This is a genomic window from Colwellia sp. MB02u-14 (assembly GCF_014076915.1).
Classification (GTDB): Bacteria; Pseudomonadota; Gammaproteobacteria; order Enterobacterales; family Alteromonadaceae; genus Colwellia_A.
The window spans coordinates 1-13934 of record NZ_JACGUX010000007.1; the positions used below are offsets into that span (position 1 = coordinate 1).

Annotated in this window: 12 protein-coding genes; 8 read left to right on the forward strand and 4 right to left on the reverse strand. The window is 35.7% G+C overall.

What is annotated here, in order from left to right:
• The first annotated feature begins 309 nt into the window (after window positions 1-309).
• Complete coding sequence (locus H4J52_RS02510) at window positions 310-1425, forward strand: MltA domain-containing protein (RefSeq protein ID WP_182181510.1); 1116 nt, start codon at window positions 310-312, stop codon at window positions 1423-1425.
• A gap of 3 nt (window positions 1426-1428) precedes the next feature.
• Here the strand turns inward: H4J52_RS02510 and H4J52_RS02515 are convergent, their stop codons facing one another.
• From H4J52_RS02515 to H4J52_RS02530, 4 genes are all read right to left on the reverse strand, one after another.
• Window positions 1429-3366, reverse strand: coding sequence for a nucleoside-diphosphate sugar epimerase/dehydratase (locus tag H4J52_RS02515; protein ID WP_182181509.1), 1938 nt, complete (start codon window positions 3364-3366; stop codon window positions 1429-1431).
• A gap of 96 nt (window positions 3367-3462) precedes the next feature.
• On the reverse strand, window positions 3463-4647 hold the full coding sequence (locus H4J52_RS02520) for a DegT/DnrJ/EryC1/StrS aminotransferase family protein (RefSeq protein WP_182181508.1): 1185 nt from the start codon (window positions 4645-4647) through the stop codon (window positions 3463-3465).
• 11 nt (window positions 4648-4658) lie between these two features.
• Window positions 4659-5294, reverse strand: a complete 636-nt coding sequence (locus tag H4J52_RS02525; protein ID WP_182181507.1) for an acetyltransferase — start codon at window positions 5292-5294, stop codon at window positions 4659-4661.
• Window positions 5291-5887, reverse strand: a complete 597-nt coding sequence (locus tag H4J52_RS02530; RefSeq protein ID WP_310649627.1) for a sugar transferase — start codon at window positions 5885-5887, stop codon at window positions 5291-5293. Before H4J52_RS02530 ends, H4J52_RS02525 begins: the two co-directional genes overlap by 4 nt.
• A 157-nt stretch (window positions 5888-6044) precedes the next feature.
• Here H4J52_RS02530 and H4J52_RS02535 point away from each other — a divergent pair, with 157 nt between their 5' ends.
• From H4J52_RS02535 to H4J52_RS02565, 7 genes are all read left to right on the forward strand, one after another.
• Window positions 6045-7277, forward strand: a complete 1233-nt coding sequence (locus tag H4J52_RS02535) for an oligosaccharide flippase family protein (RefSeq protein WP_182224168.1) — start codon at window positions 6045-6047, stop codon at window positions 7275-7277.
• A complete protein-coding gene (locus H4J52_RS02540) occupies window positions 7274-8353 on the forward strand; it encodes a CapA family protein (RefSeq protein ID WP_182181504.1) in 1080 nt (359 codons plus the stop codon). Before H4J52_RS02535 ends, H4J52_RS02540 begins: the two co-directional genes overlap by 4 nt.
• A gap of 325 nt (window positions 8354-8678) precedes the next feature.
• The gene (locus H4J52_RS02545; protein WP_182181503.1) at window positions 8679-9521 is read left to right on the forward strand and encodes an O-antigen ligase; all 843 of its coding nucleotides are present in this window, start codon (window positions 8679-8681) and stop codon (window positions 9519-9521) included.
• Window positions 9518-10888 (forward strand): phenylacetate--CoA ligase family protein, encoded by a 1371-nt coding sequence (locus H4J52_RS02550; protein WP_182181502.1) that lies wholly within the window; start codon window positions 9518-9520, stop codon window positions 10886-10888. Before H4J52_RS02545 ends, H4J52_RS02550 begins: the two co-directional genes overlap by 4 nt.
• Window positions 10885-11994, forward strand: a complete 1110-nt coding sequence (locus H4J52_RS02555; protein WP_182224169.1) for a glycosyltransferase family 4 protein — start codon at window positions 10885-10887, stop codon at window positions 11992-11994. The genes H4J52_RS02550 and H4J52_RS02555 overlap by 4 nt, the downstream gene beginning before the upstream one ends.
• A gap of 127 nt (window positions 11995-12121) precedes the next feature.
• Entirely contained in the window at window positions 12122-13282 is a 1161-nt protein-coding gene (locus H4J52_RS02560; RefSeq protein ID WP_182224180.1) for a porin, read from the forward strand.
• A 114-nt stretch (window positions 13283-13396) separates the two neighbouring features.
• Window positions 13397-13909 carry an FMN-binding protein gene (locus tag H4J52_RS02565; RefSeq protein ID WP_310649693.1) on the forward strand — a complete coding sequence of 171 codons (513 nt, stop codon included), beginning with the start codon at window positions 13397-13399 and terminating at the stop codon, window positions 13907-13909.
• Window positions 13910-13934: the final 25 nt, after the last annotated feature.

Genomic DNA, 13934 nt, shown 5'->3' on the forward strand with positions numbered 1-13934 from the left:
TCAGAAGTGAAACGCAGTAGCGCCGATGGTAGTGTGGGAGTTCCCATGTGAGAGTAGGACATTGCTAGGCGCCTATTAAGAGAAGCCCGATTCGAAAGAGTCGGGCTTTTTGCTGTCTGGCATTTCTGTAAATTTCTTTATTTTAAACTTGTCAGTATTACAGATAAAAAAGGGATAGCTTGCAATATCACATTTATTTTCAATGTAACGTGTGTATCAATGCGTAACTTGCTAAAATCTACACAATAAAATCATGTCTTTTCTTAGCCTAAAAGTTACAATATCGAAAAGTTTTAACAGGCAACACTGATGCGTTACTTAATATATATATATTTTCCCATATTACTCTGCTCATTCTCATTAAGTGCATACGAGTTTTTTCTCGAACGATCCCCTTTAATTAATCAGTTAGTTGATTTTAAAGCTAGCGAACTATGCAAAGTTTCTGAAAATACGCAATATTATTTACAAAACTTCACTGATGATAAATTTGCTGTTCACCCTGGCACGATATTCGTTAATAAAATTAGCATGAAAAATATTAAGAAAACGTTAGCGTTTATCTGTAAAATTTATCGTGAAGATGTTCGGGCAAACCGACAGAGCCGCTTACATGATATAAAGTTTATAAAACAAAACTTTGATTTTTATCGTTGGCTCCCTGATAAAAAAACAGCAGATACTATTGCAGCAAAAAGTACCAATGCGGTTAAAACTAGATTATTAAATGACATTCCCATAGATAAGATTTTTCTTACCAAATATTATACGAAGCTATTAGATGCAAGTCCGATAAAAACCGTAAAATACGTTCATGCTTTGTATGCTTTACCCTCCGACGAAGAAAGTCTCTCTATAGATCAAGCTGAAAGTATAAAAGATGAACTCATCCGATATAGATATAGTCGTCAAGAAGTTATGGCAGGTGCTTTGCTAGATAATAAATCAGTTAAACCGCTAATTTGGTTAACTGAAGAAGCACTTCATGATGTTTTACTGCAAGGTACGGGTGTCGTAAATGTAGGGGGGACAACTCGCTATTTTAATGTCCACCGTAATAATGGTGTTGACTATGATTATGCACTAGGTAAAAGAGAACAAGCAAGATACTGGTACTTTATCGAAGTGCCTAGCATAATGGGCTATGGTCAAAAACAAGAGAATAAAATAGCTATCAAATCTCAAGTAACTTTTGCGGGCAATGTAAAACAATTAGGCTTGGGGAAACTCTTTATGGTTAGCTATGAGCGTAATAATGTTAATATCTCACGTATAGGCGTATTAGCTGATCAGGGGGGCGCTTTTGACGGTAATTTATTTCAATTAGATATGTTGGTTGATAGCTATAAAGGCTGGAATGACTATTACCAAGCCAATAATCAGTTACCCGATTATGCTATGGCTTGGCTCATACTAGTTAAATAAATATTATGATTGAACGGCGTTGCAAATTGAAGATTTAAGCTCTTGATCAGTAATTAGATCAGCTTTATTTTTAGATTTCAAAAGTCTACTTGGGGTAGGTTGATAATCTAAATGTGCTTCAGTCAGTATTTGCTTTATTTTTGGTACATCCTCTTGGCGCATAGCATCGTTGAGGTCAGAAATAATCTTCTTTACCTCATTCCATGGCAGAGAACGTTCATTGGCACTAAGGATACGTTTATGTTGGGTCTTTTTAGCATTGTCATCAATCAGTAACTCCTCATAGAGCTTTTCACCAGGTCTTAATCCGCTAAATTTTATTTCTATATCACCCTTTGGATTTAATTTATCTTTAATGGTTAACCCCATCAAATGGGTCATCTTATAAGCTAAGTCAATTATCTTAACAGGTTTACCCATATCTAAAACAAATACATCTCCACCAGAGCCCATGGCACCTGCTTGCAAAACTAATTGTGCGGCTTCGGGGATAGTCATAAAATAACGAATGATATCAGGGTGAGTAATAGTAATTGGACCACCTTTCTTTATTTGCTTTTTAAATAAAGGAACAACGGATCCAGATGAACCTAATACATTACCAAATCTTACCATTACAAATCGCGTACTGTGATTTTGCTTCGCTAGGGCTTGTAGAACCAATTCAGCTAAACGCTTTGTTGCCCCCATTACATTGGTTGGGCGTACCGCTTTGTCAGTAGAAATGAGTACAAAGGTCTCAACTTCACAAAAAATAGCCGCCTGCGCTATTTCACTGGTACCCAATACATTATTAGTGACACCAGCAATAACATTATGTTCAACCATAGGAACATGTTTGTATGCAGCAGCATGATAAATAGTTTGTACTTGGTATTTATGAAAAATATGTTTCATTAACATACCATTTTGTACATTTCCAATGAGTGGCTCTACTATTAAATCATTTCGAGTTTCTGATAAGAATTCAGTTAACTCTTGGTGTATTTCGTAAAGAAAAGCTTCTGAAACATCAAGTAAAATAAGTGTTCTGGGTTTATGATGAGCAATTTGTCTACATAACTCTTTGCCTATTGAACCGCCTGCACCTGAAACCATGACAATTTTATCATTGATATTAGCGAATAATAGTTCTGGTATCGGCTCTACCGCTTTCCTACCCAATAACTCATCAACAGAGACTTCACGAAGTTCATCAATGGTTCGCTTACCAGAAACAATATCAGACATACTCGGTACAATTAAAAGTTCAAGTGCATGGGGTTCTAAAGAAGATACTATTTGTTTCAATCTAATAGGATCGACTTGAGGAATAGCAATGAGAACTTTAAATTGTCCATATTTTTTTATCAGTTGATTAACTTTAAAATGAGAATAGATCTTCAAACCTAATACTGTGCGCCCCTGATAGCGTTTCTTTTCATCAATGAATGCAAGAGGTTGGTATGTGCTCCCTAATGATAAGGCGTTAACTAATTGGCGACCTGTATTACTTGCTCCATAAATAACGACTCCTTCACGTTCATCGAACCACTTTTTGTGAACGATAATACCGACCAATGCTCTTGCACCTGCAATCATTATACTGGTCAAAACTAAGAAAACTATGGGAACCGAACGAGGAACAAAAGCACCAAAAACAATCCCAGAAAGATAGAATATTATGGTTGTTACTATTAGTAAACTTTGAACTTTTAAAAAGGATTTAGCGTTAAAATACCTAACAATAGAGCTATACATATCAAATGTATAAAATAAAACTAAGGTGCAAAGTGTAACAGTGGAAAATACAGCCATTTCAGGCCAAGAAATATGAATACCTTCAAAGCCCACACGAATAAAGTAGGAAAGAAAGAATGCCGAGCATATGGCAAATAAATCATAGGCTAATACGATTATTAACTTAAGGGACCCAGGAATTAAATCAATTCTTCTTACCATTACAACAACACCTTAGAATAACACTTTTATTATAACCTCAAGGATTAACAAATATTCTACAAGTTTTATTACAATTGTCATTAACTATTAACACATTTATTTGGTCATTTGTTCGATTTTGTCAAATACGGAAGTAAGTGTATGGCATGTTTTATCGATTTCTTGGCGTGTTAATGATGGATGAACTAAAAACATAAGGCTGTTTTCTCCAAGTAGCTGAGCATTCTTCAGAGGTTGAAGAGGCTTAAACTGGGTCTTGTCAAACGCTTTTTCTTTGTAAACCTCTGAACAACTTCCTGAGAAGCAAGGAACACCCTTACTTAAGATTGCATCAATTATTTTATCACGGGAATAATGAGATGGGAGCTTATCCATGTCTATCTGTATATAACATTTATAGTAGGCATGTTCTATATACCCAGGAACTTTAGGAACGATCAGCCAATTATATTTTTGGCATGTAGTACGAATTCTATAAGCATTATCTGTTCGTTTTTTTTGCCATTCTGGCATCCGTGTTAATTGAATTCTGCCAATTGCTGATTGCATTTCAGTTAAGCGCCAATTAGTACCAAATGATTCATGTAACCAACGAAATCCTGCTGGGTGTTCAGTTTCATATACTGCAGCATAAGATTTCCCATGATCTTTATAGGCCCAAGCTTTTCGCCAAAGTTGCTCATTGTTAGTAGTAAGCATGCCACCTTCGCCGCCAGTGGTCATTATCTTGTCTTGGCAAAAAGACCACGCCCCTATATGACCAATACTCCCTACAGGCTTACCTTTGTAGGTGGTTCCGTGAGCTTGTGCACAGTCTTCAATAACAGATAAATTATATTGCCCTGCTAAATGCATTATTTCATCCATTTCGCATGGCCAGCCAGCTAAATGAACACATATAATTGCTTTGGTTTTATTGCTGATTACTTCGGCAATAGTCCGGGCACTTATATTTTGGCTATTGAGCTCTACGTCAGCGAAAATCGGGGTAGCACCTGCATTTATTATGCTACTTATTGAAGCTATAAATGTACGGGAGGTTACAATGACTTCGTCACCTGCTTTAATATCCAATACTTTAAGAGCTAAATCTAGAGCAAGGGTACCATTGGCAACGGCTACTGCATATTTACTGTCACAGAACTGAGCAAACTCTTTCTCGAAAGCTTTACCTTCTTGCCCTGTCCAGTAATTTACCTTGTTAGAACGAAGAACAGCACTGACTGCATCAATTTCTTGTTCAGTAAAACTTGGCCACGGAGAAAAGGGTGTATTAAGCACGGAATATCCTATTAAATTTTGGTTAAAGAACGTACACGTTTTGCCGGTACACCTAAATAGAGTGAGTTGGCTTGTGTTGATTGGGTAACTACAGCGCCAGCACCAACTTGTGTATTATCTGCAAGGGTTATGCATTCAACGATAGTACTACCAATGCCAATCCAAGAAAGTTGCGCTATATGAACGCCTCCTGCGATATTGACGCCCGGTGACACATGTACGCATTGATGAAGTTCACAATCATGATCAACGGTAGCACCAGTATTAATAATACAGCCGTCAGCAATACTTGCACCTATGTTTATCACTGCGTTAGCAAATACTACAACGCCTTTACCAATGAAGGTATGTGGACTTACTGCTGCTGTTGGATGAATAAGAGAAACAATATTAGCTTTTGCTTGTTTTAGCTGTGTAAGGATCTTTTTACGTAAACGGTTATCACCAATTGCAACAACAAAATCGGCTTCATCAATATATTGTGGAAAGTCTTTCGCTGAACCAATGACTTGCCACTCGCTGTTTTCTTTACGCTCATAAAAGCAGTCATCTAAAAAAACAATTTGGCTATATTTACCTTGTTGCTGTGCACAATCAGCAACTACTCTGCCATGTCCGCCAGCACCAATAATGATCAATTTTTTCATGATTTATTCCCTGTGAATTTTTTCATGGTAGCCTCACCCGCAGCATTAATATCGCTACGTGCAAAAACTTTTTTCACCGTTAAATAAAGGATTTTTATATCTAACCAAAAAGACTGATTATCGACATACCAGACATCGAGCTCAAACTTTTTTTCCCAGCTAATAGCGTTACGACCATTAACTTGTGCCCAACCAGTGATACCTGGTTTTACATCATGTCGACGGGATTGTACTTTGGAATATAAGGGTAAGTATTCTACAAGTAGTGGTCTTGGGCCAACTAAACTCATATTACCTATCAATACATTCCACAGACCAGGAAGTTCGTCAAGACTCGTATTACGTAGCTTTTCACCAAAGGGTGCAAGGCGCTCGCTATCAGGTAAAGACTGGCCATGTTGATCAATTGCATCTCGCATAGAACGAAATTTAATTATTTCAAATATCTTGCCATGTAAACCAGGACGTTTTTGTTTGAATAGTACCGGTCTGCCAAGTTTTATTGCAACAATAACGCTCAAAACAATGATTACTGGAGCAAATATCAGTAATGCATTAGCAGAACAAATTCTATCAATTAGTGATTTTATCATTTTATTCATGTAGGGTATTGAGTAATAGCAAGTTTCAATTAATTTATCATAGCTATTGTATATCTGCAGGACAATCTTTATCTTTTTTTAAGCAAGCTAAGTCTACTTTCCTAAAATTGAAAAAAAGGTATGATTAAAACGAAAGTAGGGTTGATTTGTGAGTTTTGAGAAAAAAAATATAATTAAAAATTTCACCTATTTAGTTATAACTAAAGGGGGGGACTTTATCGTTCCAATTGTGCTTTTACCCTATTTGGTTAATGTTTTGGGACTGACACAGTTTGGTTTATTATCCTTTGCTCTAGCAATCGGTGTTTATTTTAGCTCAATGATGCAGTATGGCTATAATATAAGTGCTGTACGCACTATTGCACGCGTTCGTGATGACCCTTCACAATTAACTATATCATTTAGTGAACTACTCATATCATCAATTTTAATTTGCGTACTCTTTTCAGTTTGCTACCTATTTATGTTTTTCATTGATGCTATATACAATGAATATTTATTGTATCTAAGTGTACTTTTTTTTGTTTTGATGCAATCACTTTTCCCTGCTTGGTTGTTTCAAGGGCTTGAAAAAATGCATTTTATTGCGGTTAGCAATAGTTTGTGTAAATTTTTATATTTATGTAGTGTTCTTTATTGGGTTAATAATCCGGATGACACTTATTTAGTACCTTTTTTACAAGGACTTAGCTGGCTTATTGCTTTAGTTATTTCAGTAGTGATAATTTATAAGAATAAGTTGGTCAGGGTTGTAATGCCTTCTTTTAAAGGTGTTATAGAAACGTACAAACAAGGCTGGCCTGCATTTGTAACGCAATTTTCTCCAACACTCTACTCGAATAGTATGACGTTTATTTTAGGCGTTTTCCATGGCAATACAGTCGTTGGTTTATATAGTGCAGCGGTAAGAGTGATTGAAATAATTAATGCCATTGCTTTTTTATTGGTAAATGCCGCTTTACCACTTTTATCGAGAAATATTGAATTACACAAGTGGTTAAAAAACATGATGGTAATTACAGGCATAATACTTTGCTTTTTTGTCATGTTTGGTTCCGCATGGTTTGTGCCAGTGCTTTTTCCTGACGAAAGAGGCAAAGTACTAGAATTAGTCCAATTAGCTTCTCTAATGATCCCTTTTGTTTTTATTAGGTTAGCATGTGGCCCTGCATATTTAATGTTGGTAGGGGCGGAAAAAATCTATCAACGCATTGTTTTGTTTACATCCTTAAGTGGCTTTATTGCAGCATGGCTAGTTATTCCACAATGGCAAATAAAAGGTGCTATTTACGTTATGTTAGCTACAACGGTAATTATGACGCTGATGACTTATTTGGCATTTAAAAATTTTGAGAACCGTAAAAAGGTAGAAAAAACATGAAAGTAGCTTTACTTGGTGATATTGGTTTATTTGGTCGCTATGCGCTTGAAAATAATGATTCGATATTTGAGTACTTTAGTAAAGTAGCAAAATATTTAGAACAATTTGATTATGTAGTAGGTAATTTAGAGCTACCATTTTTAGCCGAAGGTAATGCTATAGGGGCAAAATCGGCGTATTTAAAGTCGTCGCCCAAGAATGTCGAACTGCTGAAATACTTGAATATAAATGTTGTAACCTTAGCGAATAATCATATTTATGATTATGGTAAAAAAGGACTCGATTCCACTATTTCATTGCTTGATAGTCATGATATTAAATATTTTGGCGTAAATGATAAGGATTTATTGCTTAGCGATGCTAAAATTGCCTTACATGGTTATTGTTGTTATTCAACTAATCCTTACGGTTTAAATAAAGGCGTTAATAAGCTTAATGTCGCAGCAGTAGACGAAAAATTAGCCCTGTATTCTCAACAAGGTTATCTTAATATCATTAGTGTTCATGCTGGACTTGAACATGTCAATTTCCCCGCTTATCACGACGTTAAGATGGCCCGCCAACTTAGTAACACCTGCCCTTATATATATTATGGTCACCACCCTCATGTGTTGCAGGGTATAGAAAAGCATAACGACTCCTTACTGGCATATAGTTTAGGAAATTTTTGTTTTGATGATGTGTATACGGATAAATCTTCTCACCCATTGGTGAAACAAAATGAAAATAATAAAACATCGAGTATTGTTGTATTAGACATTGTTGATGGAAAGTTGATTTCTCATGATGTAGTGAGTTTGTATATGGCTGAAGATGAAATGAAAGTCGGCTCTTTAGACATAAAGTCAATATTGAAAAATTATACTGATTTTTTACAAACAGATAGAACTAGTTACGTACAAGAAAGAAATAAATTACTGACAACTTATATCGATGGTAGAAAGTCGATGCGCGACTTTCAGTGGTATGTAAAACGATTGAATTATCGCAGTGTCATTATTCTCTTACGAGCTAGATATAATGCTTGGTTACATAAACGTAATGTTTTGAATTACTTGCGTTTTAATGATGACTGATAATGCAAAGAATATCAGGCGGTTAATTGTCTTTGGTTTAGTTATATCAACCTTTACGCAATTACGGTTTTCTTTCCTTGGCGTCGGCGAACTTATTTTTTTAATGTTAGGCGGTATCGCATTAATTCAATTATGGGATATGCCGGGATATAAGCATTACTTATTTTCAAAATTTTGGTTTTTTTACCTAATTTTATCCGTAATTGGCGGACTTTATAATCGTGCCGTTTATCTTAATACCGGCACTTTGGTTGGCACAATATTCGACTTCGCGGCCTACTTCATGCTATTGATTAGTTGCTTAAGTATAGAAAAGCGTTTTTTGATGTATCAAGATAATGCTTATTTGTATATCAAAGCGATATTTTATTTTTTCATTTGTTTTCTCAGTTTTTTTTATTTTTTAAGTTTTTTTACCAGTTCAATCGCTGGATTACAAATTAAGTATTATCAGTATTTTGCACCGCTGGTAAAAAACTTACACCAAGTGGCAATGGTGTTAACTCCCATGCCATTTATTGGTCTGTTGCTCTTGAAACGCGAAAAGAAACTCATGATGAAGGCAATAGTAATTGTACTCATTGCTTTGTCGGTTTTAATGATTTTTGAAACGGGTGCAAGTAAAGCCATATTGGGGGTAATATTAGGTCTTTTAGGCTACAGCATTGCTCAAGTATATCGTTACAGTGTTGTGTATTCGGTTATTTTAACGATCATTGTCTTTAGTATTTTAGCTGTGTTTTTTACCTTTTTTGTCGATATTTCTACTTTTTTCACAGAGCTGTTTAACCAGCATGACGGCAAGGGAGGACGTGCAGATCTTTATGGAGCGGCAATTGAGCTAATTAAAGAATCCTGGTTGCTTGGTCGAGGCACAGGGCCTCATATTTTTTACCTAGGCGAATATAACGATAGTCATCAAACTTTGTTGACGGTTTTACTACAAGTGGGCATTGTCGGGTTTTTTTTATTAATACATTTGTTATTTAAAATTTTCCATAAAGCGTTTTATTATGAGCCAGCAGTGTTTGCGGCCATTTTATCTATTATGTCTTATGCTGCCGGAGGAGATATTTTAAGGCGTTTGCCGATTTGGGGACTATTAATTATTTTATTTTATATTGCATTACAGAGCCAAGAAAACCTGCTGAAGAGAAAAAAACCATGAGCTTCAAAAATAAATTTTTAGAATTACTACCTGTTTTTGTACAAGATATTATTATCAGTTTTTATGGCTATATATTAATAAAGCAACGTTATGGTGATGAATATTATCAATACCGAAACAGCTTATTAGAGCAAGAATCTAAGTCATCTGCTGATTTATTGGTTGAGCAAAATATCTTACTTGATGACTTTGTTCGTTTTTCCTATGAAAATAGCAAATTTTATCAATCACTTTATAAGAAAGTTGATTTTGACCAAGCTATTACCTTAGAGTCATTAGCTGAACTCCCTATAGTAACGAAAGAAATGTTGAGAACTAACCTTGATGATGTTTACACCATTGACTGTGACCAAGGCATTTCCTCATTTACGGGGGGAACAACAGGTAAATCTTTGCAAGTTGTTTTTACTAAAGAAGACTTTCAAAAAAGAATGGCCTACCTCGACGCTTATAAAATTAGACTGGGCATTGACCCTTTTGAAAGTAAAAAAGCGACTTTTAGTGGGCGTGAATTTACGCGAGGTTGGGCAACATCTTTCACTAACAAGTTTTGGCGAAATAATTGGGCTTATAAGCAACGCTTGTATTCGACCTTCGACATGGTTGAAGGCAACTTACCTTTTTACGTGCAAGACCTAAATCGCTATAAGCCAGAGGTGATCAATGGTTTTGTATCGGCGATATTCCAGTTAGCAAAATTCATCGAGCAAAAGCAATTAACCTTAGATTTTCAAGTTAAAGCAATATTTACCACTTCAGAAACTTTACTACCTTTTCATCGAGAATTAATTGAAAGGGTTTTTAAATGCCCTGTTTACAATCAATACGCCTCAGCTGAAGGGGCACCTTTTATTACGGAATGTTCGGCTGGAAGTTTACATTATAATACTGATACAGGTGTAATTGAGGTGATTGAAACTAATGCTGGAACAGAGATGTTAGTTACCTCATTTACGACGCATGGCACGCCACTGATAAGATATAAAATTGGTGATTTAATTAAATTTAAAACAGGTGAGTGTCGTTGCGGTTCATTGCACCCCCTCGTTGATTCAATAGATGGGCGTCAAGTTGAATTTTTAATTTCTAAGCAATATGGTCATGTGTCTTTGAGTCATTTAGCTGATGTAATAAAAGGGCTTCCTAATTGTGTTATAAATGTTCAATTCCAACAGCATAAAGTTGATCTTATTGAGGTGCTGTTAAATGTGGATCAAACCTTATATGACCAAGAAGCAGAAGATAAAATAGCTAAAGCGTTAATGCATAGGTTCGGCAAAGATACAGAGTTTATCTTTAAGTTAGTGGGCCATATTCCGAAAGAAAGTAGTGGTAAGTTCTCCTTAATTAAAAACTTTATCAAATGAAAATACTTATCATTGGCGCTTACCCTCAATCTATAATTAGTTTTAGAGGGCAATTGATCAAAGATTTAGTTAGAAAAGGGCATGATGTAACGGTCATGACCGCAGAGGCTGACGACAGTGTTGTTAAGGACGTTAGGGAACTAGGTGCAAAATTTTGTTCGTATAGCGTACAAAGAAACGGCTTGAACCCTTTAGCTGATTTACAAACGTTTCTCCAGCTTAAAAAATTAATAAAATTCTATCAGCCAGATAAAATCTTAGCCTACACCATAAAGCCTATAATATGGGGAGGAATCGCTGCAAAATTCATAAAAAATGTTGATTTTTTCCCAATGATTACAGGGCTTGGCTATGCCTTTTCTACAGATACATTCAAGCGAACAGTTGTTAATTTCATCGCAAAAAATCTTTATCGACTTGCTTTAACTGACGCAAAGGCCGTTATTTTTCAAAATAACGATAATATGAATACTTTTGTTGAAAATGGTTTGATAAGTGGTCAAAAATGTCACCGTGTATATGGCTCAGGTGTAGATATCGATTTATTTGAACGATATCCCTTACCAAATAAAGAAATTACTTTTTTACTTATTGCACGTCTATTGGGTGATAAAGGTATTCGGGAATATGCTGAAGCGGCAGAAAGAATTAAATTAATTTATCCCAAGGTTAACTTTGAGCTGCTTGGGCCATACGATTCTTCTCCTGATGCCATCTCTGAAACAGAAATAAATAACTGGCATCACAATAATATAATTAACTATTTAGGTGAAACAAAAAATGTATTACCTTTCATAAAAAATTGTCATATATTCACTTTACCCTCTTATCATGAGGGACTACCAAGAACCGCATTAGAAGCTATGGCTGTTGGCAGGCCAATATTAACGACAGACACTTCTGGGTGTAGAGATACAGTCATTGAAAGAAAAAATGGCTTTCTTGTTCCAATTAAGGATAGTGAAGCACTTTTTCAGAAAATGAAATGGTTTATTGAGCAGCCAGAGTCATGGGAAAAGATGGCAGTTGAAAGCAGAAAGTTAGTTTGTGAATATTTTGATGTAAAAAAAGTGAATTCATCTATTTTGAAAATATTAAATTTATAACCTTTGATCTACATCAAATACAAACAAAAGACTTAATGATAATCGTTTGCATTAAGTTTTATTTGTATGTATCATCACCTCAATTAAAATTATCTCTCTACAAACTTTGACGGACATGAAATCCATGATGAAGAAAACCTTAATTGCTTCGGCACTTGTTGGATTATTTACTAGTTCGGCTGTTCTTGCAAATAACGATACTAAAGAATTACGTAAAGTTATTGCACAGCAACAAAAAGTATTAAAAAACTTAGAAGAACGTTTAGACGAAACAGAGCAACGTCTTGAGGCTACTGCTGACCAAGTTGAATCAAGCTCGACGGCAAGCTCATTTGCTAAAACGACCATTGGTGGCTATGGCGAATTACATTACAACAACTACGAAGATAAAGATGCAAAAGTTGATTTTCATCGCTTTGTTTTGTTTTTTGGCCATGAGTTTACAAACAAATTACGTTTTTTCTCTGAGTTTGAATTAGAGCATAGCATCGCTGGTGAAGGGCAAGATGGTGAAGTTGAGCTAGAGCAAGCTTATGTAGAGTATGACTACAGCGATACAATAACAACCAAAACAGGCTTATTTTTAGTGCCTGTAGGTATTATTAATGAAACGCATGAGCCGCCAACTTTTTACGGTGTTGAGCGCAACGGCGTTGAAAAGAATATTATCCCAGCCACTTGGTGGGAAGCGGGTGTTGCAGGGAATTTTAAATTAGCTCCAGGCTTAGCCGTTGATGCTGCTATAACAAGTGGTTTAAATGTAGGGAATGATTATAAAATCAGAGGCGGACGTCAAAAAGTTTCTAACGCTTCAGCTGAAAACTTAGCCTACACTGGTCGTATTAAATATACCGCTATTCCAGGATTAGAGTTAGCGGCAACTGTTCAGTATCAAACAGATTTGACTCAAAGTGCTGCTGGTGTTGACGATGCTGCTGCGACATTAATTGAAGCTCATGCTATTTATCAAGTTAATAACTTCACGGTTCGTGCTTTGTATGCAACCTGGAATATTGACGGTGATGAAGCCAAAGCTTTAGGTCGTGATGAGCAAACAGGTTGGTATATTGAACCTTCATATATGTTAAATGAAGACGTTGGCGCTTTTGCTCGTTATGCTCAATACAACAATGAAGCAGGGCTAAGTGGCTCTGATGCTGTTGAATCTACAAGTGTTGGTGTTAACTACTACTTGCATGAAAATGTTGTATTAAAAGCAGATTATGAAGAATTGGGTGGGTCGAAAGACTCAAAAGGTTTTAACTTAGGTTTTGGCTACCAGTTTTAATTTTACTTACTTTATGTAAATTTGCGTTAGGTCATAGTACACAAGGAAGTGAATGGATATTATATGTCCATTCACTTTTGTGCTTTAAACTATCTTTACTATAAGAGGTGACATGTGGTTAAAATTATATTCACTTTACTCGTCATGTTTAGCGTGGCAACACAAGTATCAGCGAACGGTACTTACCAAACCTCAAAACAGTTTGTTAGCACCTCCTTTCAGGGTGAAGTGCCAAAATCTAAAGCTTTATGGTTATCAGCAGACGACAAGCTCGTTATTAGTGAAATTATGAGCCACGAGTATAGCCGTTTACGTTTAAAGTATTGGCAACAAGCAAGTGAAACGGTGTGGGTACTTGAAGAGATAGGAAAAGAAAAACCTATTACTATTGGAGTGCACATTAATAATGAGCAAATTGTCGATGTTAAAGTTCTGGCTTATCGCGAATCTCGTGGTGACGAAGTACGACATGACTTTTTTACTAATCAATTTAAATCAGCATCTTTAACCAAAGAAAACATGCTTAATCAACATATTGATGGTATAACAGGCGCAACCATGTCAGTACGAGCGCTTACTAAAGTTGCACGGTTGGCACTTTGGTTAAATAAAAAGGTAAAAGTTTAATATTTTTGCCCATCATAATTTTATT

Excerpts from the sequence above, each read along its gene's own strand:
- H4J52_RS02510 (WP_182181510.1), top strand. The coding sequence starts at position 310 with ATGCGTTACTTAATATATATATATTTTCCCATATTACTCTGCTCATTC.
- H4J52_RS02515 (WP_182181509.1), bottom strand. The coding sequence starts at position 3,366 with ATGGTAAGAAGAATTGATTTAATTCCTGGGTCCCTTAAGTTAATAATC.
- H4J52_RS02525 (WP_182181507.1), bottom strand. The coding sequence starts at position 5,294 with ATGAAAAAATTGATCATTATTGGTGCTGGCGGACATGGCAGAGTAGTT.
- H4J52_RS02530 (WP_310649627.1), bottom strand. The coding sequence starts at position 5,887 with ATGATAAAATCACTAATTGATAGAATTTGTTCTGCTAATGCATTACTG.
- H4J52_RS02540 (WP_182181504.1), top strand. The coding sequence starts at position 7,274 with ATGAAAGTAGCTTTACTTGGTGATATTGGTTTATTTGGTCGCTATGCG.
- H4J52_RS02545 (WP_182181503.1), top strand. The coding sequence starts at position 8,679 with ATGTATCAAGATAATGCTTATTTGTATATCAAAGCGATATTTTATTTT.
- H4J52_RS02550 (WP_182181502.1), top strand. The coding sequence starts at position 9,518 with ATGAGCTTCAAAAATAAATTTTTAGAATTACTACCTGTTTTTGTACAA.
- H4J52_RS02555 (WP_182224169.1), top strand. The coding sequence starts at position 10,885 with ATGAAAATACTTATCATTGGCGCTTACCCTCAATCTATAATTAGTTTT.
- H4J52_RS02560 (WP_182224180.1), top strand. The coding sequence starts at position 12,122 with ATGAAGAAAACCTTAATTGCTTCGGCACTTGTTGGATTATTTACTAGT.